The 22,327-nt window shown below is 66.0% G+C and carries 25 protein-coding genes; 10 read left to right on the top strand and 15 right to left on the bottom strand.

What is annotated here, in order from left to right:
- Window positions 1-148: 148 nt before the first annotated feature.
- Window positions 149-2,593 (bottom strand): ligase-associated DNA damage response DEXH box helicase, encoded by a 2,445-nt coding sequence (locus AC1MLZ_RS10115; protein WP_480958338.1) that lies wholly within the window; start codon window positions 2,591-2,593, stop codon window positions 149-151.
- An 83-nt stretch (window positions 2,594-2,676) separates the two neighbouring features.
- On the opposite strand from AC1MLZ_RS10115, the gene AC1MLZ_RS10110 reads away from it, so the two are divergent.
- Both AC1MLZ_RS10110 and AC1MLZ_RS10105 read left to right on the top strand, forming a co-directional pair.
- On the top strand, window positions 2,677-3,282 hold the full coding sequence (locus AC1MLZ_RS10110; RefSeq protein ID WP_480958337.1) for a hypothetical protein: 606 nt from the start codon (window positions 2,677-2,679) through the stop codon (window positions 3,280-3,282).
- Window positions 3,283-3,470: 188 nt separating this feature from the next.
- A complete protein-coding gene (locus AC1MLZ_RS10105) occupies window positions 3,471-4,481 on the top strand; it encodes a ligase-associated DNA damage response exonuclease (protein ID WP_480958336.1) in 1,011 nt (336 codons plus the stop codon).
- 10 nt (window positions 4,482-4,491) lie between these two features.
- Here the strand turns inward: AC1MLZ_RS10105 and rpoN are convergent, their stop codons facing one another.
- From rpoN to AC1MLZ_RS10080, 5 genes are all read right to left on the bottom strand, one after another.
- Window positions 4,492-5,988: an RNA polymerase factor sigma-54 gene (gene rpoN / locus AC1MLZ_RS10100; RefSeq protein WP_480958335.1), complete on the bottom strand. Its 1,497-nt coding sequence runs from the start codon at window positions 5,986-5,988 to the stop codon at window positions 4,492-4,494.
- A 158-nt stretch (window positions 5,989-6,146) separates the two neighbouring features.
- Window positions 6,147-6,929, bottom strand: a complete 783-nt coding sequence (gene lptB, locus AC1MLZ_RS10095) for an LPS export ABC transporter ATP-binding protein (protein ID WP_480958334.1) — start codon at window positions 6,927-6,929, stop codon at window positions 6,147-6,149.
- A gap of 135 nt (window positions 6,930-7,064) precedes the next feature.
- Window positions 7,065-7,610, bottom strand: a complete 546-nt coding sequence (locus AC1MLZ_RS10090; protein ID WP_480958333.1) for an LptA/OstA family protein — start codon at window positions 7,608-7,610, stop codon at window positions 7,065-7,067.
- Between the two features lie 5 nt (window positions 7,611-7,615).
- Window positions 7,616-8,272 (bottom strand): LPS export ABC transporter periplasmic protein LptC, encoded by a 657-nt coding sequence (gene lptC, locus AC1MLZ_RS10085; RefSeq protein WP_480958332.1) that lies wholly within the window; start codon window positions 8,270-8,272, stop codon window positions 7,616-7,618.
- The gene (locus AC1MLZ_RS10080; protein WP_480958331.1) at window positions 8,269-8,889 is read right to left on the bottom strand and encodes a ribonuclease D; all 621 of its coding nucleotides are present in this window, start codon (window positions 8,887-8,889) and stop codon (window positions 8,269-8,271) included. The genes lptC and AC1MLZ_RS10080 overlap by 4 nt, the downstream gene beginning before the upstream one ends.
- Window positions 8,890-9,191: 302 nt before the next feature.
- Here AC1MLZ_RS10080 and AC1MLZ_RS10075 point away from each other — a divergent pair, with 302 nt between their 5' ends.
- Window positions 9,192-10,076, top strand: coding sequence for a cold-shock protein (locus AC1MLZ_RS10075; RefSeq protein ID WP_480958330.1), 885 nt, complete (start codon window positions 9,192-9,194; stop codon window positions 10,074-10,076).
- Window positions 10,077-10,111: 35 nt separating this feature from the next.
- Window positions 10,112-10,942, top strand: coding sequence for a glutaminyl-peptide cyclotransferase (locus AC1MLZ_RS10070; RefSeq protein WP_480958329.1), 831 nt, complete (start codon window positions 10,112-10,114; stop codon window positions 10,940-10,942).
- A 7-nt stretch (window positions 10,943-10,949) separates the two neighbouring features.
- Here the strand turns inward: AC1MLZ_RS10070 and AC1MLZ_RS10065 are convergent, their stop codons facing one another.
- From AC1MLZ_RS10065 to AC1MLZ_RS10040, 6 genes are all read right to left on the bottom strand, one after another.
- Entirely contained in the window at window positions 10,950-12,542 is a 1,593-nt protein-coding gene (locus AC1MLZ_RS10065) for a cisplatin damage response ATP-dependent DNA ligase (RefSeq protein ID WP_480958328.1), read from the bottom strand.
- A 58-nt stretch (window positions 12,543-12,600) separates the two neighbouring features.
- A complete protein-coding gene (locus tag AC1MLZ_RS10060; RefSeq protein ID WP_480958327.1) occupies window positions 12,601-13,107 on the bottom strand; it encodes a DUF6265 family protein in 507 nt (168 codons plus the stop codon).
- A 70-nt stretch (window positions 13,108-13,177) separates the two neighbouring features.
- The gene (locus tag AC1MLZ_RS10055) at window positions 13,178-13,363 is read right to left on the bottom strand and encodes a DUF1328 family protein (protein WP_480958326.1); all 186 of its coding nucleotides are present in this window, start codon (window positions 13,361-13,363) and stop codon (window positions 13,178-13,180) included.
- A 67-nt stretch (window positions 13,364-13,430) separates the two neighbouring features.
- Window positions 13,431-13,928: a Dps family protein gene (locus AC1MLZ_RS10050; RefSeq protein WP_480958325.1), complete on the bottom strand. Its 498-nt coding sequence runs from the start codon at window positions 13,926-13,928 to the stop codon at window positions 13,431-13,433.
- A 62-nt stretch (window positions 13,929-13,990) separates the two neighbouring features.
- On the bottom strand, window positions 13,991-14,557 hold the full coding sequence (locus tag AC1MLZ_RS10045) for a TMEM165/GDT1 family protein (protein WP_480958324.1): 567 nt from the start codon (window positions 14,555-14,557) through the stop codon (window positions 13,991-13,993).
- Between the two features lie 3 nt (window positions 14,558-14,560).
- The gene (locus tag AC1MLZ_RS10040; protein ID WP_480958323.1) at window positions 14,561-14,863 is read right to left on the bottom strand and encodes a hypothetical protein; all 303 of its coding nucleotides are present in this window, start codon (window positions 14,861-14,863) and stop codon (window positions 14,561-14,563) included.
- 222 nt (window positions 14,864-15,085) lie between these two features.
- On the opposite strand from AC1MLZ_RS10040, the gene rpmG reads away from it, so the two are divergent.
- Entirely contained in the window at window positions 15,086-15,253 is a 168-nt protein-coding gene (gene rpmG / locus AC1MLZ_RS10035; protein WP_055881863.1) for a 50S ribosomal protein L33, read from the top strand.
- Between the two features lie 398 nt (window positions 15,254-15,651).
- Here the strand turns inward: rpmG and AC1MLZ_RS10030 are convergent, their stop codons facing one another.
- Window positions 15,652-16,014: a response regulator gene (locus AC1MLZ_RS10030; RefSeq protein WP_480958322.1), complete on the bottom strand. Its 363-nt coding sequence runs from the start codon at window positions 16,012-16,014 to the stop codon at window positions 15,652-15,654.
- 36 nt (window positions 16,015-16,050) lie between these two features.
- On the opposite strand from AC1MLZ_RS10030, the gene AC1MLZ_RS10025 reads away from it, so the two are divergent.
- The 4 genes from AC1MLZ_RS10025 to AC1MLZ_RS10010 all read left to right on the top strand — a co-directional run bounded on the left by AC1MLZ_RS10025 (window position 16,051) and on the right by AC1MLZ_RS10010 (window position 18,833).
- Window positions 16,051-16,320, top strand: coding sequence for a DUF3572 domain-containing protein (locus tag AC1MLZ_RS10025; protein ID WP_480958321.1), 270 nt, complete (start codon window positions 16,051-16,053; stop codon window positions 16,318-16,320).
- Window positions 16,317-16,943: an HAD family hydrolase gene (locus AC1MLZ_RS10020; protein WP_480958320.1), complete on the top strand. Its 627-nt coding sequence runs from the start codon at window positions 16,317-16,319 to the stop codon at window positions 16,941-16,943. The genes AC1MLZ_RS10025 and AC1MLZ_RS10020 overlap by 4 nt, the downstream gene beginning before the upstream one ends.
- 200 nt (window positions 16,944-17,143) lie before the next feature.
- The gene (locus AC1MLZ_RS10015) at window positions 17,144-17,608 is read left to right on the top strand and encodes a RidA family protein (protein ID WP_480958319.1); all 465 of its coding nucleotides are present in this window, start codon (window positions 17,144-17,146) and stop codon (window positions 17,606-17,608) included.
- A gap of 79 nt (window positions 17,609-17,687) precedes the next feature.
- The gene (locus tag AC1MLZ_RS10010; protein ID WP_480958318.1) at window positions 17,688-18,833 is read left to right on the top strand and encodes a GNAT family N-acetyltransferase; all 1,146 of its coding nucleotides are present in this window, start codon (window positions 17,688-17,690) and stop codon (window positions 18,831-18,833) included.
- On the opposite strand, the gene AC1MLZ_RS10005 is transcribed toward AC1MLZ_RS10010, so the two are convergent.
- Window positions 18,796-20,382 (bottom strand): hypothetical protein, encoded by a 1,587-nt coding sequence (locus tag AC1MLZ_RS10005; RefSeq protein WP_480958317.1) that lies wholly within the window; start codon window positions 20,380-20,382, stop codon window positions 18,796-18,798. The two genes, AC1MLZ_RS10010 and AC1MLZ_RS10005, sit on opposite strands and share 38 nt — an antisense overlap.
- 109 nt (window positions 20,383-20,491) lie before the next feature.
- Complete coding sequence (locus tag AC1MLZ_RS10000; protein WP_480958316.1) at window positions 20,492-21,709, bottom strand: argininosuccinate synthase; 1,218 nt, start codon at window positions 21,707-21,709, stop codon at window positions 20,492-20,494.
- A gap of 146 nt (window positions 21,710-21,855) precedes the next feature.
- Between AC1MLZ_RS10000 and AC1MLZ_RS09995 the strand changes: the two genes are divergently transcribed.
- Window positions 21,856-22,248, top strand: a complete 393-nt coding sequence (locus AC1MLZ_RS09995) for an EF-hand domain-containing protein (RefSeq protein WP_480958315.1) — start codon at window positions 21,856-21,858, stop codon at window positions 22,246-22,248.
- The last annotated feature ends 79 nt before the right edge of the window (window positions 22,249-22,327 follow it).

The raw sequence follows: 22,327 nt of genomic DNA, 5'->3' as shown, positions 1-22,327 counted from the left end.
GCCATTCTGAAATCCTCCCCCGCAAGGGGGAGGTGGCGCCGAAGGCGACGGAGGGGGAGGACTACGCAACAGCAGTGACCACTTACCTCCCCCTCCGTCTGGCAAGCGCCAGCCACCCCCCCCCTGGCGGGGGAGGATTAAGCCCGGATCAATCCGGTCGCATCGCGTCCGCGATCATCGCTTCCGCCTCGATCAGCAGCGCATCGTCGGAACTGTTCGTCGACACCTTCTCCCGCCCGATCAGCGTCAGTACCGGCACGGCGAGCGGCGTCACGCGCTCCAAGTCGACATGCACCATCGTCGCCGCCGCGCGATCGAGCAGCGATGCCAACCGTCCGACATCGGTCATCCGCGCGCGCGCGTCCGCCCAGGCCGCCTCCAGCAGAAGATGCGTCGGCTCGTACTTGCGCAGCACGTCGTAGATCAGGTCGGTCGAGAACGTCACTTGTTTACCGGTCTTGCGCTTGCCGGGATGCTGTCGCTCGACCAGTCCGCCGATCACCGCGACCTCACGGAAGGCGCGCTTGAGCAGATGCGATTGCTGCACCCATTCGACGAACTCGTGTTCGAGGATATCCGCCGAGAACAGTGCGGCTGGGTCGGTGATCTTCTCCAGCCCGTACACCGCCAGCGCGTAATCATTGGCGACGAAGCCGAGCGGTTTGAGCCCCTGCGTCTCCATGCGGCGCGTGATAAGCATGCCGAGCGACTGGTGTGCGTTCCACCCCTCGAAGCTGTACGCGACCATGTAATGCCGCCCCTCGCGCGGGAACGTCTCGACCAGCAGCTGGCCGGGCTCGGGCATGACCGATCGATACGCCTGCATCTCCAGCCATTCGCGCACGTCGTCGGGGAACCGCGCCCATGCCTCCGGCTGCGCGAGGAACCCGCGGACGCGGTCGGCGAGGTTGGTCGACAGCGGCATCCGGCTGCCGCCATAGGTCGGGATCCGCGCAGGCTTCGATGTCGCGCGGACCACCAAATCTTCGAGATCGATCTTCATCACTTCCAGGCTCAATCCGGCGAAGAAGAACGTGTCGCCGTGGCTCAACTGCGCCGCGAACGCCTCCTCGACGCGGCCCAGCACGCGGCCGTTGCCGAACCGCACGTTGAGCATCGTCGCCTCGACGATGATGCCTGCGTTCAACCGGTGCTGGCCGATGAATTTGGGGTGGCTGACGCGCCACGTTCCGTCCGGATCCTTGGTCAGTCGCTTGAACCGGTCATAGGCCTTCAGCGAATAGCCGCCGTCGCTGATGAAATGCAGCACGCGCTCGAACGTCTCGGTCGGCAGTGCGGAATAAGGGAGCGAGGAGCGAATCTCGTCGATCAGATCGGCCTCGCGGAACGGAGCCGCGCAGGCGCACGCCATCACGTGCTGCGCCAGCACGTCGAGCGCGCCGACGCGGAAGATGTCCGAATCGAGTTCGCCCACCTCGACCGCGTCGAGCGCCGCACGCGCCTCCAGATATTCGAAGCGATTGCCCGGCACGATGATCGCCTCGGACGATTCATCGAGCCGGTGGTTGGCGCGGCCGATCCGCTGCAACAGCCGCGACGATCCCTTGGGCGCCCCCATCTGGATCACGCAATCGACATTGCCCCAGTCTACGCCCAGGTCGAGGCTCGACGTCGCGACCAGCGCGCGCAGTTTCCCCTCGGCCATCGCGTTCTCGACCTTTCGGCGCGCCTCTTTCGCCAGGCTGCCGTGGTGGACGCCGATCGGCAAATTGCCCGAATTCACCTTCCACAGATCCTGGAAGATGAGTTCGGCCAGGCTGCGCGTGTTGCAGAACACGATCGAGGTCTCGTGCGCCTCGATCTCCGCCATCACCTGCGCGGCGGCATAGCGGCCCGAGTGCCCCGACCACGGCACGCGGCCCTCGGGGAGCAGGATTGCGATGTTGGGATCCGCGCCTGCCTCGCCGCGGACCATCGCGACCTGATCGATGTCGCCGTCTGGTGCGAGCCATGCGCGATAGCCGTCCGCATCCGCGACCGTCGCCGACAGTGCGACGCGGCGCATCCCCGGCGAAATCTTCTGCAACCGCGCCATGCAGAGCGAGAGCAGGTCGCCGCGCTTGCCGGTCGCGAACGCGTGAACCTCGTCGACGACGATCGTGCGGAGGTTTTCGAACATCGTGATGCTGTCGGGATAGCTCAGCAAGAGCGACAAGGACTCAGGCGTCGTCAGCAGGATCTGCGGCGGCTTGATCCGTTGCCGCGCCTTCCGGTCGGAGGGGGTGTCGCCGGTGCGCGTCTCGACGCGGATATCGACACCCATTTCGTCGATCGGCGTCAGCAGATTGCGCTGCACGTCGACCGCGAGCGCCTTCAGCGGCGAGACGTAGAGCGTGTGGAGGCCGCCCCCTCCCTTGGCAATCGGCGCCTCGATCAGTTCGGCCAGCGTCGGCAGGAACCCGGCCAGCGTCTTGCCCGCGCCGGTCGCCGCCACCAGCAGCGCGTGATGCCCCGCGCGGCCTTCGGCCAGCATTTCGAGCTGATGCCGCCGCGGCCGCCAACCGCGCGACGCGAACCAGTTTTCGAGAGGGGAGGGGAGGTCGCTCACGGCCTGTTCACGCATCGTCGTCATATGGGGGCATCGCGCCGCACCGCTATGGACCGCGTGCGGAACGACCGCCACTTTGGCTAAAGCTCTGTTGTGAAAGACGATCGGTGTCGCTTTTTCGTTATTTCCTGCCCCTGCCGTTGCTCGCACTCCTGCCCTTCGCCAATGCCACTGCCGCCGATAAGTCGTTCGTCGGAGGCGGCGGCATCGTCCGACTATCCTATGCCTCCAGCCTGACGCCGACCCGGAATTTCGCCGGCCGCGCGCTGATGAACCGCGGTTGGCGACAGATGTGGGATGGCGCGCCGGTCGGCCGCGGCGTCGGCATCGTCCGCTTTTGGGAAGTCGCCAAGCCGATCGACGGCCGAGGTCGGGTGACCGAGTTGATCCAGGTCGGCTTCAGCCGCAGCGCACCCGTGGTCGCAACCTGCGGCACCGCTGGCATGGTCTTGGGCAGTGCCAAGCGGCTGCCGAACCGGATGCTCGGTGGTCACCGCTGGACCGTCTACACCAACGGCGACGCCGGCATGAGCCAGCAGGTGAACGCGACCAACTTCCGCAGCGTCATCAACGGCGCCTGCTACGCGATCGACCGCGTTACGTATGCGGTGAAGGCGGCAGCCCCTGCGAGCCGCAACGCGCCGACACAAGCGGTCGCGGCAGCGCGGATGGATGCGATCCTGGCGACCATCAAGGTCGGCGGGCGGCGGTAAGCGCGCTCCTTCACTGCGTCACCCCGGACCCGTTCCGGGGTCCACCCTTCGGCGAACTCACCCCACTCGATTCTGCGGAACCGTGGATGCCGGAACGAGCCCGGCATGACGAAGACCATTGTTCATGGCACCATGCCTGCCACCAACGTGTGACGGCACCGCACCCCCGCGTCACGCGTTACCCCCGTATGGCAAAACTCGGCGACTGGCTCGAACCGCATCCGCACGGCATCCTCGTCAAGCCGATCGACGCATGGATCGACCCGTCGATCCCGACCGCAAAGGCGCTCGTCACGCACGGCCATGCAGACCACGCGCGCGGCGGTCACGAGGCCGTCTGGGCCACGCCCGAAACACTCGCGATCATGGACGCGCGCTATGGTCCGCAGGCCGGCAACCCGGTCGCGTATGGCGAGACGATCCGGATGGGACCCGCTGACAATGGGGTCGACATCGGCTTCGTCCCCGCCGGCCACGTGCTGGGCTCCGCGCAGATCGTGCTCGACTACCGCGGCGAACGGATCGTCGTCTCGGGCGACTACAAACGCCGCGCCGATCCGACCTGCACCCCGTTCGAACCCGTCAAGTGCGACGTCTTCATCACCGAAGCGACCTTCGGCCTGCCGGTCTTCCGCCACCCGGACACCGGCGACGAGATCGACAAGCTGATCGCGGCTTTGCACGCCAACCCCGATCGCTGCGTCGTCGTCGGCGCCTATGCGCTCGGCAAGGCGCAGCGCGTGATCGCCGAACTGCGTGAGCGCGGCCACGCAGCGCCGATCTACATCCATGGCGCGCTGCAACGGCTATGCGACCTGTATGTTGAGCACGGCGTGAGGCTCGGCGAACTCCTGCCGGTCGCCGATGCGAAGAAGGCGGACATGGCGGGGCATGTCGTGATGTGCCCGCCTGGTGCGCTCAACGATCGCTGGTCGCGGCGGCTGCCTGATCCGATCACCGCGATGGCGAGCGGCTGGATGCGCGTGCGGGGCCGCGCGCGCCAGAAGAACGTCGAGCTGCCGCTGATCCTCAGCGATCATGCCGACTGGGACGAACTGACCACCACGCTGACCGAGATCGCGCCGCAGGAGGTCTGGGTTACGCACGGCCGCGAGGATGCGCTGGTCCATTGGTGCATGACCCGCCAGATCAAGGCGCGCGCGCTGGCGTTGGTCGGGTTCGAAGACGAGGACGATTGATTCACGCGAATTAAGCGCCTTCTAACGTCCGCGCCCGGCGACGCTGGACCGAACTGCCGATCCCCAACGCTTCGCGGTACTTTGCCACGGTCCGCCGCGCGATGTCGAAGCCCTTGGCGTTCAGCAACTCGACCAGCGTGTCGTCGGACAGGATTTTCGCCCCCTCCGTATCGATCAGCGCGCGGATCGCCGACTTCACCGCCTGCGCGGACACCGCCTCTCCGCCATCCGCCGACTGGATCGCGCTCGTGAAGAAGTATTTCAGCTCGTACAGCCCGCGCACGCACGAGACGTATTTGTTGCTCGTCACGCGGCTGACGGTCGATTCGTGCATCTCGATCGCGTCCGCCACCTGGCGCAGCGTCAGGGGCCGCAAGTGCGCGACGCCCTTCAGGAAGAACGCCTCCTGCTGCTTCACGATCTCGGTCGCGACTTTGATGATCGTCCGCTGACGCTGGTCGAGCGCCTTCACCAGCCAGTTCGCGCTGGCGAGGCAATCGCTCAGCCACGCCTTCGAGGCCTTGTCCTGCTGACCGCCCGAGAGTTCGGTATAGTAGCTGCGGTTGACCAGTACGCGCGGCAAGGTCGACGCGTTGATCTCGATCGCCCAGCCTGCCTTCGTACGCGCGACGAACAGGTCGGGCGTCACCGATTGCGCGGGCTCGCCGCCGTAGCGACAGCCGGGCTTCGGATCATAGCCGCGCAGCTCGCGGATCATGTCGGCCATGTCCTCGTCGTCGACGTCGCACATCCGCTTGAGCCGGGTCAGTTCGCCGCGTGCGAGCAGGTCGAGATTGTCGATCAGCCGCGCCATGCAGGGGTCGTAGCGGTCGGCTTCCTTCGCCTGCAATGTCAGGCATTCGGCAAGATCGCGCGCGCCGACGCCGGTCGGATCGAAGGTCTGGATCGTCGCCAGCACCGCCTCGACGCGGACCAATGGCACGCCGAGCCGGTTGGCGATGTCGAGCAGCGATACGGTGAGATAGCCGGTCTCGTCGATCTGGTCGATCAGATGCGCGGCGATGAAGGCGTCCTCGTGGGGGATCGCGGGACCGGCCTGCGCGAGCAGGTGATCCGCGAGGCTGAGGCTGGTATCGGCGAACGCGTCGAGATCGGGGCCGTCCTCGCCGCCCGCGCCGCCCGCGCTCGCGCCGGTCATCGACAGCGCGCCGTCCATTCCGCTGCCGCCGTCGGCGACGCTGTCCTGCTGGTGGCTTTCGGTAGCGTAGTCGACGTCGAGCGTCGGTTCGTCGCCTGCACCGGTGCCGGAAACGAGTTCGTCGGCGGCGACGCGTTCGTCGCGCACCTCAGGGACGGGTTCGCGGTCGGGGGCATCGCCATCTTCCGCAGCACCGGCTTCGAGCAGCGGGTTGCGCTCGACTTCCTCGGCGATGAACCCCTCGATTTCCAGGTTCGACAGGGCCAGCAGCTTGATCGCCTGCTGGAGCTGCGGGGTCATCACGAGCGACTGCGACTGGCGGATGTCCAGGCGAGGGGCGAGGCTCATGCGGGAGCCACCCATAACGAGCCCAACGACAAAATTCCGTCACCCCAGCGAAAGCTGGGGTCTCCCGCGGCCAGGGCGCGCGCTCTCACCGGGAGATCCCAGCTTTCGCTGGGATGACGGGGGGAGTGGGATCAGGGGCGAGGGAGGGCGCCATAACCTTAAAGCGAGAAGCCTTCGCCAAGATACAGGCGGCGGACGTTCGCATCCGCGACCAGTTCGGCGGGCGAGCCGGAGAACAGCACGCGGCCATCGTAGATAATGTAGGCGCGGTCGACGATTTCGAGCGTCTCGCGGACGTTGTGGTCGGTGATCAGCACGCCGATGTCGCGGCGCTTCAGGTCCTTCACCAGATCGCGGATGTCGGCGATCGAGATCGGATCGATGCCCGCGAACGGCTCGTCGAGGAGCATGATCGATGGATCCGCCGCGAGCGCGCGAGCAATCTCCGCGCGACGACGCTCGCCGCCCGACAGCGCCATCGCCGGCGCCGCGCGGAGTCGCGTCAGACCGAACTCCTCCAGCAGCGTATCGAGCTTCCGCTGGCGCGCCGCCTTGTCCGGCTCGGACAGTTCGAGCACGGTGAGGATGTTCTTCTCGATCGTCAGCCCGCGGAAGATCGACGTCTCCTGCGGCAGGTAGCCGAGGCCGAGGATCGCGCGCCGGTACATCGGCAGTTTCGTGATGTCCTCGCCGTCTAGCATGATGCGGCCCGAGTCGGGCTTCACCAGCCCCATCACCGAATAGAAGCAGGTCGTCTTGCCCGCACCGTTGGGCCCGAGCAGGCCGACGACTTCGCCGCGCCCTACCGACACCGAGACGTCAGTCAGCACCACGCGCTTGTCGTAGGATTTGGCGATCGAGACGACCTGAAGGCCGTTACTGACAGGCGGCTCCGAGATCGGTTCTATCGCTTCGATCGGGGGCAGCGTGGTGGCGTCCATGGGATCAGGCCCTCGCAATAATCAGTCGCCGAGCGCTCGGCAGGAGGTTGGCGGTAGGAGGTTGGCGGCAGGTTGGCAGGAAACATGCAGGAGCACGCCGCTGGAGGGAAGCCCTCGCGGGGCACGCTCAAGCGATCAGTTGCGCTTAGGGACCGAGAAGGTGCCCGTCACGCGCCCGCTGGTCTGCGTGACGGTGCCGCCGCCCGCTGCCGAACCCGCGCCGCTGCTGCCGCCGACCGATGATCCGTCAATCACCGAACGGCCGGTGTCCAGGTTCATCGTCAGGCGCCCGCCGTTCACGGTGTTGCCCGCCTGGGTCAGCGTGACCGCGCCGAGCATCGTGATGACGCGGCGGTTAAGATCGTAGATCGCATATTGGCTGCGCGCAGTCTGGTCGGGACGCTTCACGGTCACGCCGCCCGACGCGTCGAGCCGCGAGACCTGCGGATTTCCGCCGATCACCTGCCCCGTATAGGCGACTGTCATCCGCGCCGAGTTCAGCGTCATCTCGGCCTGCTTGACCGAGACGCTGCCCGACAGGATGGCGCGATTTGCCTTGTCCTGCAGCTCGATATGATCCGCGCCGAAATTGATCGGGGCGTTGGAGTTGTGCGCCTGCTGCGCGACCGCGGTCGTGGAGAGCAGGGCGGACAGGCCTATTAGGATGGAGGGCACGCGCATGGCGGCTATTTCGGCCCTCTGGGCACGATCCGCAAGCGGGCATTGCCATCGAGCGTGACGGTGCGCTCTTCGAGGTTCGCGCGCAGCTTGTTCGCGCTGAACGTGCCTTGCTGGACGGTGCCGGTCGCGGCGCCACCGCTTTCGAGCGTGCGCGCCTTCATGTCGATCGTCGCGTTGGTGGTCTTCAGGTCGTAGCCGCCCGCCGCGGTGGCGTTGAGCGGACCGAACAGCTGCACCTTCTCGGTATCCATGTCGTAGCGGCCGGTATTCGCCTTAATATTGGCGGGGCCGTCGGTGAGCTGGATCTGTGCCGCAAGCTGGTTGAGCTGGACGATCGGCTCGGCCGAGCTCTTCTGGATCGCCGAGGCGGCATCGAGCGTGAACGCCTGGCCCTTCGTATCCTCGCCGCGATAGCGTGCCGCCTGCGTTTTCATCCGCTCCTGCGCGACGTCGACCTTGTTCTTGTCGAGCAGGAACGACACGTCGCCGCCCGCAGTCAGCGGCGCCATCACCAGGAATGCCGCCAGCACGCCGATCGCGGTCGGCAGGCCGACACGCGCGATCGCCACGAAGCGATCGTGGCTGCCGCCAGGCGCGGCCCAGTCCTGCCGCGCGGTCCGCGCGCGGCGAGCGACGGGCGAGGGTGGCGGAACCTCGATCATGCGTGTGCGAAAATATCGATTTCGGGCCAGCCGGCCAGATCGAGCGCCGCGCGGGTCGGCAGGAAGTCGAAACAGGCCTGCGCGAGCTCCATACGGCCTTCGCGAATCAGCCGCTTGTCCAGTTCGGTGCGCAACCGGTGGAGGAAGCGGACGTCCGACGCAGCATAGTCCTTCTGCGCCTCCGACAGTTCGGGGCTGCCCCAGTCGGACGATTGCTGCTGCTTCGAGATGTCCTGGCCGAGCAGTTCGCGCACGATTTCCTTGAGGCCGTGGCGGTCGGTGTATGTGCGTATCAGCCGCGACGCGATCTTGGTGCAATAGACCGGCGCTGCGACGACGCCGAGATAATACTGGACCGCAGCGATATCGAATCGTCCGAAATGATAGAGTTTCACGCGTGCCGGATCAGCCAACAGTGCCTTCAGATTGGGGGCGTCATAGCCGGCACCCGCAGCGAACCGGACAAGGTGTTCGTCGGGACCGCCATCGGAAAGCTGGACCAGGCACAGCCGGTCGCGAGGCGTGATCAGCCCCATCGTCTCGGTGTCGACGGCGATCGCGGCGCCGGCCGCGAACAGATCGGCGGGGATGTCGCCTTCGTGGAGATAAACTGTCATGCGATGGCCGTAGCCGCCCACGGCTGAACGCTCAATGGCTCTCTCTGTGTCACCGATCCGAATCAGGCGACAAGAAGGCTTCGTGATCGTCGATGCGACGAGCCGTGGCTGACAAGCGACACTTGCGTCAGTATCGACCCAAATCGCGTGCGTTCGGATCAGAATCTATTCGCGACGGCTTGTATTTTGCGCTAAGGGTCCCCTCAAGGCGCAAAAGGTTTCGCGCTGGAAAACCTGCGTTCGTCGTCCGGCACAAGGGTTTTGAGAAATTTGCGGGCGAACCGGGAAGACGAACAGAGCTTATGGGTTTCGATAAAGGTGGCCGCGGGAACCGTGGCGGGCGTGGCCGCGACAAGCGCGACAGCTTCGGCGGCGGCGACAACGAGTTCGGCGGCGGCAGCAGCTTTGGTGGCGGCGGCGATCGGTTCGGCGGCGGTGGCGGCAGCAGCTATGGCGGCGGCGGTGGCTCGAGCTACGGCGGCGGTGGCGGCAGCAGCTACGGTGGCGGTGGCAGCAGCTACGGCGGCGGCAACAGCGGCGGCGGCGGTGGTTACCGCGGCGGCGGCGGCGGTGGCGGCGGTTTCTCGGGCGGCGGTGGCGGTGGCGGTGGCGGTGCTGGTCGCGGCATGCCTCCCCAGGTCGTCGGCGAAGGCACTGGCGTCGTAAAGTTCTTCAACGCGCAGAAGGGCTTCGGCTTCGTCGTTCGCGATGACGGCGGCGAGGACGTGTTCGTCCACATCAGCGCAGTCGAGCAGGCCGGCATGGTCGCGCTCGCCGAGGGGCAGCCGCTCGGCTTCACGCTCGTCGATCGCGGCGGCCGTATCTCGGCAACCGACCTGAAGATCGACGGCGAGCCGATGGCCGTCACCGATCGCGGCCCGCCGCGTGACCGTGATGCCGGCCCGGGCGCGCCCCGTGGTGGCGATCGCGACCGTGACGGTGGTGCAGGTGGCGCACAGCGTCAGCTAACCGGCGAGAAGGCGACCGGTACGGTCAAGTTCTTCAACGCGATGAAGGGCTTCGGCTTCATCCAGCGCGACGACGGACAGCCTGACGCATTCGTCCACATCTCGGCCGTGGAACGCGCCGGCATGGCGACGCTGAACGAGGGCGACAAGCTCGAGTTCGAGCTTGAGGTCGATCGTCGCGGCAAGTACGCAGCGGTGAACCTGAGCGCAGGCGGCTGATCCAGCTGACTGGTCCGACCGTGTTCGGTAGGATAATGATTGCGGCCGGTCTCGCTTTGGCGGGGCCGGCCGTTCTCGTTTCATCGTCTTCGCTGTCGTCCGCGGCGCGGGCCGGGCAGGGTGCTGTTCCGACTCTGCGCGAGCCGACTCGCGTCCCGGTGCTCTCGGCAACGATCGTCGCGCGCTATCCGCATGATCGTACCGCATTCACCGAGGGGCTGCTCTGGCACGATGGTGCGCTGTACGAGAGCACGGGGCAGGAACGGCAATCCGACGTTCGCCGCGTGTCGCTCGCGGATGGCAAGATCCTCGCCCGGGCGCGAATCGACCCTACAGAGTTCGGCGAAGGTCTTGCGCTGTGGAAAGACCAGCTCGTCAGCCTCACCTGGCATGACGGCATCGCACACCGCTGGGACGTTCGCACCCTGAAGCCGAAGGGCGAGAACCGCTATACCGGCGAAGGCTGGGGGCTGACCAGCGACGGCGTCTCGCTGCTCCAGTCCGACGGCAGTTCCGACATCATCGTCCGCGATCCGCTGACGCTGGCCGAGCGCAAGCGCATCGCGGTGACGATCGATGGGCGACCCTTACGCGACATCAACGAACTCGAATATGTCCACGGCGCGCTGCTCGCCAACGTCTGGCACACCGGCTTCCTGGTTCGCATCGACCCCGCGTCCGGCAAGGTGACCGCGGTGATCGACCTCCGCCCACTGGTTGCCGAGATCGCCGCGACCGACCGCGAGGCCGTGCTCAACGGGATTGCGTGGGATGCGAAGGCGGACCGGCTGTTCGTGACGGGCAAATACTGGCCGACGCTGTTCGAAATAAAGATCGATAGCCCGTCAGGCCGCGCTCTTCGGTGACGGCGGGTTACGTAATCATTCGCTTGAGCGTCGCGATCCGGTCGGCCTCCGCTGCTGGCTTGTCGGTCCTGATCCGCGCGATTCGGGGGAAGCGCATCGCCACGCCCGATTTGTGCCGCTTCGAATCGTGCAGCGAATCGAATGCGATCTCCAGCACCAGCTTCTTTTCCACCTCGCGCACCGGGCCGAACCGGTTCTGCGTATGGTTGCGGACGAAGCTGTCGAGCATCTTGAGCTCTTCGTCGGTAATCCCCGAATACGCCTTGCCGACGGGAAGCAGTTCGCCGTCTTCGGTCCAGCAGCCGAAGGTGTAGTCCGAATAATAGGACGAGCGCCGTCCGGAGCCGCGTTGCGCGTACATCATCACGCAATCGGCGGTGAGCGGATCACGCTTCCATTTGTACCAGAGTCCGGCGCGACGCCCGCCTACATAGGGCGAGTCGCGACGCTTGAGCATCACGCCTTCGATCGCCGCATCGCGTGCGGTGGCGCGGATCGCCTCCAGCGCGGTGAAGTCGTCCGCCTCGATGACCATGCTGAGATCGAACCGCTCGGGATCGAGCAGCGGCACGAACGCTTCCAGCCTCGCGCGGCGGTCGGTCCAGGGCAGCGCGCGGAGATCCTCGTCGCCGTCGATCAGCAGGTCGTAGAGCCGGACGAACGCGGGATACTCGGCCAGCATCTTGGCCGACACGGTCTTGCGTCCGAGTCGCTGCTGGAGCGCATTGAAGCTCGCCGCGCCGCCGCCGTCCTCCAGCGTGCCGCCCTGATGCTCACCCTTTACCAGCAGCTCGCCGTCGACCGTGCCTGGCGTCCGAAACGCGGCGGCGATCTCTGGGAAGCTGCCCGTCACGTCGTCACCAGTGCGGCTGTAGAGGCGCGTTTGGCCGGCGACATGGACGATCTGGACGCGGATGCCGTCCCATTTCCACTCGGGGGCATAGTCGGCGAGATCGACGCGCAGGTCTTCGAGCCCGTGTGCGAGCATGAACGGGCGGAACACGGGCACGTCGGCCGGCGTCGGCTGCTCGCCCGTCCCCTCGGCCCAGGCGAACAGGCTCGCATAGGGTGCATCTAGCCCGTGCCAGACCTCCTCGACCGCATCGACATCCAGCCCAAACGCATCGGCGAGCGCGGTCTTCGCCAGTCGTGCGGATACGCCGATCCGCAACGCCCCGGTTGCCATCTTCAACAGCGCGAACCGCTCTTCCGCATCGGAGCGGTCGAGCATGTCCGCCAGCGCGGCGGGAGCATCGGCACGGGACAAGGCCGCTAAGCGCTCGACGACGTCGGTGATCGACAAGGGAGTGGGATCAACCGGGGTAACCGGCTCGGGCCAGAGCAACGCCACCGTCTCCGCGGTATCGCCGACGTAATCGCGGCTCATCCGGAACAGCACCGGATCGACGCGCTCCTCGATCAAACCGCGGATGACCGCCGACTTCACGCCCTTGAGATCTAGATCGCCGGTCAACGCCGCCATCGCCCAGCCGCGATCCGGATCAGGGGTCGCGCGCAGATAATCCGCGATCAGCTTCAACTTCGCATTGCGCGACCGGGTGTAGGTGAGCGAGTCGAGCAGGGCGGCGAAAGCGTGCATCGTTGTTCAACGCACGGGAAGCCGCCGCCGCTCCCCGCGCCCTTTCAACGCGCGCATCTCACCGTGCGCGCGTGTAGTTGAAAAGGGCTTCGCGCGGCGCCTTGCCGTCGATCCTCACCCAGACGTCAATGCGGTTGGGCCCGAGTCGGCGCATCGTCAGCCCGTCGAAATGGACCGCATCCTTCTCCATCGCGACGAGCGCGAAGCTCTCCGGTTTACCCGTCTTGTCTTCCCAGCCGGTCAGGTCGGCGTTGAAATGGCGCAAGCGATAGGCGAGCGATCTGCCGACGGGGACGATCTGGATCAGTTCGTAAAAAGCGACCTTACCCTTTTGCGTCTGCGTGAAATGTCCGGTGATCTGACCGGCTTCGGGCGCTGCATAGACTTCTGTGGCATCGCCGCCGAGACCGGGCCCGCGCCAGCTTCCCTCCAGCCATGCGAGCGATTCGATGTTCGCGTCCGGCGGCGCGACTCCGGGGGCGGCGGACCGCGTCTCGTCGGGAACGGCAGCGAGGGAGGAGGCCGGCACGGCGGCGAGCGCGAGGATCGGGATCCAGAAATGCATATAGCCTCCACCGTTTCCGGCAGAGGCTACATGATTGGCGCCGCTTGGCGAGTCGCGAGCGGTATGCGCGTCAGTCGATCGCGTTCTTGATACCCTTGCCCGCGAGCAGGCCGAGCACGAGGAAGACCACGAACAGCGCAATCGCGATGAAGAACAGGATCTTGGCGATGCCGATGAACGCGCCGCCGATGCCGCCGAAGCCGAGTAGCGCAAGAACGGCGCCGATGACGAGAAAGGTGATTGCGAGCTTCAGCATGACGGCCTCCTGTTTGGTAGGATCGCTCAACCGGCGCTGCGGCCGATTTGTTCCTGACCTGTAACGATCAGGCCTTGCGGCTCGCCTCGAACAGGAACCATGCGCGCTCCTCGGCCTGGTCGGTCCATTCGTCGACGATCCCGCTGGTCGCGTTGTCCTTGGCGGCGTCGGCGGCGTCCTTGACGATGCGGAACTGCTCGACGAGCTTCAGATTGTCCTCGCGCAGTTCGGCCAGCATCTCGGTCGGGCCGACGAACGCCATGTCGTTGTCCGCGATCGTCTGGTGGCGCGAGATATCGCCGATCGAGCGCAGCGTGGTGTTACCGGTCTTGCGTACCCGCTCGGCGATCGCGTCGGTCACGCCAATGATCTGCGCGGACTGATCGTCGAGCATCAGGTGGTAATCACGGAAGTGCGGCCCCGACATGTGCCAGTGGAAGTTCTTGGTCTTCAGGTACAGCGCGTAGCAATCGGCGAGCGCGGCGTTCAGCGCGTCGGCGACCGACTTGGTGCTGTTGCTCGGCAGGTCGGTCGGCGTGTCGAGGGCGGGGTTGATGTCGGCCATGTCTAGCTCCGGTTCTGAAAGTCGTTGCGTAAACGATCCAAACGCCGAATCGCTCCCGGCGTCTAGACCAGTCGTAGGGCGCCGAGTGCGAGGACGATGCCGAAGATCAGGAACACGATGCCGATGGCGATCCGCAACGGCCTGAGCGGGAGTTTCAGCCATGCGGCCTCGCCCATCAGCGCGGCGGGGACGATCACGACCAGAGAACCGATCGTCGCGCCGATTGCCGCAAGCGCGGGGACGGGTGTGCGGGCGGCAAGCGTCAGGACGATGAACTGCACGCCGTCGCCGAATGCGAGAATGAAGAGGCCGAGCAGCGCCGTGGCGGTCGCGCCGATCCGCCAGCGATCGAGCCTCTCGGGTGATTTGGCTGGGAAGAACGACCCGCCGCCCTGCAACACAAGCGCAAGCGCGAGCATCAGTTGCTGCGCGTTGGGGGCGAGTTTGGGGCCGATCATCGCGCCGAGCGTGGCGGCGAGACCGCTCGCAGCGAGCAACGCGAGGGCTGCCATTGCTATGACGAGCCCCGGCTTGCGGTGACGGTCCGAAAGGATTGCGGCAAGCCATGCGGTGCGGTCGCCGACCTGCGCCATTGCGGCCGCGACGAGTGCCGCCATCAATGCGTCCATGGATTATCCCGCAAGGCGCACCGAACAGGCGGCGGCGAACGCATGGCACGCCTGGACGTCCTGCCGCTCGCACCCGACCGCATCGCGCAGGATCGACAGCCAGCCATGCACCAGCGCGCCATGCTCGCCGCGCGACAAAGCCGAATCGACGAAGTGCGCGACGGTGACCGCGGGGTTGAGGCCATTGCTGTGCGCGATCACGCGGATCGCATCGATCTCGGTGGCGATGTCGCAGGGGCGGGAATAAGGCGCCCGGACGTCGATCGCGGCGATTCGCGCGGCGAGGTCGGCTTTCACAGCGATCATGTCGTCGATTCGACCCAGTGCCTGCCCCACGATCCCGCTCCCGTCATTATCCGATGCTAGTATGCGCGCCGGACAGTGAATAGCGGGTTAAATGAACAGTCTCGATGCGAAGCGACGGGGTAAAGCTTGACTTCGCCCGCGACGTCCGCCATGCGCCGCCCCTGATGGAGCGGCGGCGCGAGTTCGCCGCTTTCGCATTTTCAAGCCATAGGAATTGGGCTCATGGCCAAGCCGACCACCGTAAAGATCAAGCTGCTCAGCACCGCTGACACCGGCTTCTTCTACGTCACCAAGAAGAATCCTCGTACCAAGACGGAGAAGCTCTCCTTCTCGAAGTACGATCCCGTCGTGCGCAAGCATGTCGAGTTCAAGGAAGCCAAGATCAAGTAATCCGGTCGGCGGCGCAAGCCGTCGTCTGATTGCGAAGATCCGAAAAGCCGCGGGGTAGCCCCCGCGGCTTTTGGCGTTTGTGTCGTCCGTCGTCGCGGCGCGGGCCGGGGTGCGGTATTCCCCCTTCCGTTCGTCCTGAGTAGCCGTCGAGTAGTCGCCGTAGGCGGCGTATCGAGACGGCGTATCGAAGGACAGGTTGGCGCGCGGAACCCCATGCTTCGATACGAGCCCTCGATACGCTGCTGACGGAGCTACTCGGTCTCTACTCAGCACGAACGGGTGAGGGGGTAGAGGCCAGAGGTCAGTGTGGAGGAGGTACGGGGTACGTGGTAGGCAACGGATTTTGGGTTGAAGCGACGGGAAGGCGGAGCCGACGCGGTGTCCACCCCCCCCCCGGCTCAGATCAGCGCCTTAACCGCATCCATGAACCGTGCCAGACTGATCGGCTTCGACACATACGAGTCCGCGCCCGCCGCCCGGATCCGTTCCTCGTCGTCGCGCCCGGCATACGCCGTGACCGCCATCACCGGGATCGCGCGCAGATCCTCGTCGGCCTTCAGTTCGAGGATGATCTCGTAGCCGGTGACGTGCGGCATCTGGATGTCCATGATGATCAGGTCGGGCACGAATTCCCGAGCGCGCGCAACGGCTTCACGGCCGTCGCGCACGGGTTCGACGGCGAACTGGTGCGCGCGCAACAGGTCGCAGAATAGTTTGAGGTTCAGTTCGTTGTCCTCGACAACGAGCACCTTCTTTGCCACCGATCCACCTTATCCGGAAAGAGGGCACGATAGGCAATGCGCGACCGCGATTCAAACGAAGACGCCGAAGCGCTCGCCCTGCGCGCTTTGGTATGGACCCTGGGCGAGCCCGATCGCGCGATGCGGCTGCTGTCGGTGACCGGTCTGGAGCCACACGACCTCCGTGCAAGGGCGAGCGACCCGACCGTGCTTTCCGCGGCGCTCGGCTTCCTCGAAAACCACGAGCCGGACCTGATCGCGTGTGCCGAATCGCTCGGGGTGAAGCCTGAGGCGCTGGTTCGCGCGCGGCTGGAGCTGGAAGCATGAGGCCGTTGCTGATCAGCGATTGCGACGAAGTGCTGCTGCACATGGTCAAGCATTTCGGCGTGTGGCTCGACGAGCGCCACGATATCGATTTCGCGATCCAGCACGGCGACTTCTCTACCGCGATGACGCGGCGCGATGGCAGTCCGCCGCCGTCACGCGAGGATATGCGGGCGATGCTGGAGGAGTTCTTCCCCCGCGAAATGCACCGCCAGACGCTGGTGCCGCACGCGGTCGAGGCGCTGGAGCGGCTGGCGCAGGTGGCGGACATCGTCATCCTCACCAACCTCCAGGACGAATGCCACCAGCCGCGGATCGAGCAACTCGCCAAGTTCGGCATCGCGCACCGGGTGGAGTGCAACCAGGGCGGCAAGGGCACGCCGGTGTCGCGGCTGGTCGAGGAATATGGTTCGCCGGTCACGGTGTTCGTGGATGACCTTGCGGTGCATCACGAGTCGGTCGCCAAGCATGCGCCGGGGGTCCACCGGTTGCATATGATTTCGGAGCCGACGCTGGCGGTGAGCGTGCCCAAGGCGCCCGAGGCTCATGCGCGGATCGATGACTGGCGCGAGGCGGCGGATTGGATTTCCGCGCGGTTCGACGCTGGGGTGCCGGCGGAGGTCTAAATACCCTTCTGTGCCCTCGCGGACGCGGGGCCGCAGGAGCCACAAGCGATATCGCCCGTAATCCTGGGCTCCCGCTTTCGCGGGAGAACAGCGTTCATGATGGAGTTGGTCACCAACTTCTCCGCCACCGCGGGAATGACAGATGGACCGTGAAGCCCCCCACTTGACCCGTCCCCCACCCCTGTGGTGATACCTTCTCCATGACCGATCGTATCGACCGCAAGCTCGAAGAGCTGGGCCTCACCCTCCCGCAGGCTGCCGCACCCGTGGCGTCCTACGTCCCGACCGTGCTGGCGAACGGCATGCTCCACATCTCGGGCCAGTTGCCGTTCAAGGACGGCGCCCTGGTCACCGGCCGCGTCGGAGACGGCGTTTCGCTCGAAGACGCGCAGGAGGCCGCCAAGCTGTGTGCGCTCATGCTCGTCGCGCAGATGAAGGCCGCGCTCGGCACGCTCGGCCGGGTCGAGCGGATCGTGAAGCTCGGCGTGTTCGTCAATTCGACCGGCGACTTCACCGACCAGCCCAAGGTCGCCAACGGCGCATCGGACCTGATGGTCGCGCTGTTCGGCGATGCCGGCAAGCATGCGCGCTCGGCGGTCGGCGTTCCCGTCCTCCCGCTCGGCGCTGCGGTCGAGATCGACGCGATCGTACAGGTTTCCGTCTGACCGTCCCGGAGGCGCGCTCGCGCGTCTCGCATCTACACGGCCCTTGGAGGCGCGCCCTCGCGTCTCTACCTAGGCGGCAATGAACGCCGTCACCGCTCGCATCGCCCAAGGCGTCACTTCGATCGCGGCCGAGGATTGGGAGGCGTGCTCCGGCACCGCCAACCCGTTCGTCGGCCACGCCTTCCTGTCCGCGCTCGAAGCGTCGCGAAGTGTCGGCGGGCGCTCCGGCTGGCAGGCGCTGCCGGTCGTGGTCGACGGGCCCGACGGCAAGCCCGCCGCGATCGCGCCCGCCTATGCCAAGAGCCACAGCCAGGGCGAATACGTCTTTGATCAGGGCTGGGCCGATGCGTGGGAGCGGGCCGGCGGGCAATATTATCCCAAGCTCCAGATCGCAGCACCGTTCAGCCCGGTGCCAGGCCCGCGCCTGCTGCTCCGTGATCCCGAGCACGCCCCCGCGCTGATCGCTGCGCTGGAGGCGGTGACCGACCAGAGCGGGTTGTCCTCCGCGCACGCGACCTTCATCGACCCCGACGAAGTGGCGCTGTTCGAGGCGGCGGGCTGGCTGATCCGGCAAGGCACGCAGTTCCATTGGAAGAACGACGGCTATGCGAGCTTCGACGACTTCCTCGCCGTGCTCGCGAGCCGCAAGCGCAAGGCGATCCGCAAGGAGCGCGCCGCCGCGGTCGAAGGCCTGACGATCCGCCACCTCACCGGGGCGGAGATCACGCCGGAGTATTGGGACGCGTTCTGGGTGTTCTATCAGGACACCGGCGCTCGCAAATGGGGGCAGCCGTATCTGACGCGGGCGTTCTTCGACCAGATTGGCGAGACTATGGGCGCCCGCGTGCTGCTCATTCTGGCCGAGCGTGACGGCGTGCCGATCGCCGGTGCGCTCAACCTGATCGGCGAGGACACGCTCTACGGTCGATACTGGGGTGCGACGGAGGAGGTGCCGTTCCTCCATTTCGAGCTCTGCTACTATCAGGCGATCGACGCCGCCATCGCGCGTGGCCTGAAGACCGTCGAGGCCGGCGCGCAGGGGGAACATAAGCTCGCGCGAGGCTATGCGCCGGTCGCGACCTATTCCGCGCACTACATCCCCGACCCGAATTTCCGCCGGGCGATCGCCGACTATCTCGTTCGCGAGCGCGAAGCCGTCGCGGAGCAGCAGGAGTATCTCGGCGAGCTTACTCCGTTCCGGCGGGGCGAGCAGCAGCCCGGTTGACGCGGTACAGCAGGCTGGTGCCGTCGCGCCGGATCAGGGTCAGGTCGCGGACCAGCGCGGAATCGAACTTCGGCGGGTGGATCAGCCAGACGTAATCGAACGCGTCGCGCGGGAATCTCTCCAGCGCCAGCGAGATCGGCCGCCAGAACTGGCCACGGCACTTGACGTCGCTGACGATCTCCGACGGATCATGCGCAAAGCCCTTCGCCGCCGGATATTGCGTCGTCATCAACTGCGCGCCGGCCATCGACCATTGGTCGTTGGTGAAGGCCAGCCGCCGCTCCAGCAGTAATGCCGGGACATGCTCGAGCCGCGAATAGGCCCAGTCGTCGCGACACCGCCGCCCGACGAACGACACGACACGAGACCGCTCGGGCACCGTATCGATCGCCGCGATCGCCTGATCGTAGCTGCGGTCGTACATCAGGTAGCTGACCGTCGTCCCCGCCAGCCGCACGCCGAAGAACGCAAAGCCCAGCACCGCTAGTACCGCCGCGCCCCGCAACGACAGCCCATGCCGCGGCCGCAGCGCGATCACCGCGATCCCGAGCATGAACGGCGCGAGCCGCATGTCGGCATAGGCCGAACCGAACACGATTCGCGGCAACAGGATATACACGATCGCGAGGAACAGTGCCGACAGGCTGAGATTGCGCGAATATTCGATCGTCTGGTCGCGCACGCCGCGGAACAGGATGACGAACAGCACGGTGACCGACGCGATGTCGAACGTCATCCAACGATCGCGCAGGACCATCGTGATCCAGTTCATCTTCCAGCGCCAGTTGAACCAGTCCTGCGTCTTGCCGCCGACATGGTCACCCGAGCGCCACACCACCATCATCACCATCGGCAGCGCGAGCGGCAGGCAGTTCAGCCCCGCCTGGATGCACGCCCTGAACCAGCCATGCGCCCAGCTCTTGGGATCGCTGTCGCGGCGGATGTCGTGCTGGCGGATCAGCTCGGCGGAGAAGGCGAGCACGCCCAGCACGCCCCAGCCGAACGTATGGCACAGCCACAACAGGCACGAGACGGGCACGAAGATCGCCGTGCGCAACCGCAGCCGGTCGAGCCGCCCCATCCGCAGCCACAGCGCGAACAGGTTGAGCGCGAGCGCCATGCCGAGCGCGAAATTCACGAAACCGAACTGGAACGGATAGCTGTAGGCGAGCGGCAGCGCGAACAACGCGGTCGCGGGAATTCGCCCATGCACCTCGCGCGCGATCCACAGCAGCCCGGTCACCGTTAGCGCCGGAATCGCCATCACGATCAGCTTCACCGCCAGCTGCAACCCGAAGATCGGCGCGAGCGGCACGATCAGCAGGTCGATACCGAGGTTGCCGATCATCTGCCAGCGGAAGTTATACCACTGGGAAAGCCAGGGATTGTCGGCGATTGCCAGCTGGACGCGGTACCGGCCCATATGCCCGGGCAGGTCGACGAGCGGCGGGACCTCCGGCCACAGCAGCGGTATCATCGACGCGATCGCAACGGCTGCGACGAACGCGCGCGTCTGCCACCAATGCAGCTTTTCCCCCTGAGTAATCATATCGTCGAACCCTAGGGGCGGGTGGGCGCACTAGACAAGTGCGCGCACGACGAGTTGACGATCTTTCCCGCAAACTTCCGCATCGAACCGTGGTCCACGGGGTCGTGAATTACTGGTCGCGCCGGCCCAGCAACCGCAACCGCAACGCGTTCAGCTTGATGAAGCCCGCCGCGTCGCGCTGGTCATAGGCGCCCTGGTCGTCCTCGAACGTCACGACCTTCTCGGAATACAGCGAGTTCGGCGACTTGCGGCCGACGACGTACACGCCGCCCTTGTAGAGCTTCAGCCGCACGGTGCCCGACACCTTCTCCTGGCTGTGATCGATCGCGGCCTGCAGCATCTCGCGCTCCGGCGAGAACCAGAAGCCGTTGTAGATCAGCTCGGCATAACGCGGTGCCAGCTCGTCCTTCAGATGCGCGGCGCCGCGATCGAGCGTTAGCTGCTCGATGCCGCGGTGCGCGAGGTGATAGATCGTGCCGCCGGGCGTTTCGTACATGCCGCGGCTCTTCATGCCGACGAAGCGGTTCTCGACGAGGTCGAGGCGACCGATGCCGTGGCGGCGGCCATAGTCGTTGAGCGTCGACAGCAGGGTGGCCGGGCTCATGCCCTCGCCGTTGATCGCGACGCCGTCGCCGCGCTCGAAATCGATCGTGATGTATTCAGGGGTATCGGGCGCGTCCTCGGGGTTCACCGTGCGCGAGTAGACATAGTCGGGAACCTCGTCCCACGGGTTTTCGAGCACGAGCCCTTCGCTCGACGTGTGCAGCATGTTCGCATCGGTCGAGAACGGCGCCTGGCCGCGCTTGTCCTTGCTGACCGGGATCTGGTGCTGCTCGGCGAACTCGATCAGGCGCGTGCGGCTGGTGAGATCCCATTCACGCCACGGTGCGATCACCTTGATGTCCGGCGACAGCGCATAATAGCCGAGCTCGAAGCGTACCTGGTCGTTACCCTTGCCGGTCGCGCCGTGGCTGACCGCGTCGGCGCCGACCATCTTGGCGATCTCGATCTGGCGCTTGGCGATCAGCGGCCGCGCGATCGACGTGCCGAGCAGGTACAGCCCTTCGTACAGCGCGTTCGACCGCATCATCGGGAACACGTAGTCGCGGACGAACTCCTCGCGCAGATCGTCGACGAAGATGTGCTCGGGCTTCACGCCCATCATCTCGGCCTTGGCACGCGCGGGCTCGAGCTCTTCGCCCTGGCCGAGATCGGCGGTGAAGGTCACGACCTCGCAATTATACGTCTGCTGGAGCCATTTCAGGATCACGCTCGTGTCCAGGCCACCGGAATAGGCGAGCACGACGCGGTTGATCTGATCGGTCACGGGCAGGGTCCTTCGGCAATATCCAATGCCCGCGCCCCTATGCGTTGGGCGCTCGCCATGCAACCACGGCATGAAACTCCGGCGTTAATGGCGCGTACAACCGATCCGGTCTATTCGCGCCGCAAATCCTCTGGAGTTACCGCACCGTGCTACGCCAAAGCCTCACCCTTCTCGTCCTCGCCGGTCTCGCAGGCCCGGCGCTCGCGCAGGAAACCCGCGCGTCCGCCTCGGCCAAGTTCAAATCGGAGTTCGCTGCGTCGGACACCAACAAGGACGGCGTCCTGACGCGCGCCGAAGTGCAGGCACGGATCGGCAATATGAAGGTCGGCGGGCAGGGGCGTCCGGATCCGGTCCACGCCAAGCGCCTCGCTGACCTGTGGTTCACCAGCGCGGACAAGAACAAGGACGGCAAGGTCACGCAAGCCGAGGCGCAGGCGCTGCTCGCGGCGACCTTCGCGAAATACGACGCGAACAAGGACGGCAAGATCGGCGGCGACGAGCGCGCTGCGGCGAAGGCGGATGTGCAGGGTCCGCGCTAAACGTGTTCCCCCGCGGAGGCGGGGGCCCAGCTAAATATCGTATTCCTGCTTGGTCCTGGGCCCCCGCCTTCGCGGGGGA

The organism is Sphingomonas sp. PEI4, from assembly GCF_056679955.1.
The sequence above is the reverse complement of the archived record's forward strand: the minus strand, read 5'-3'. Positions and strand labels throughout refer to the sequence as shown.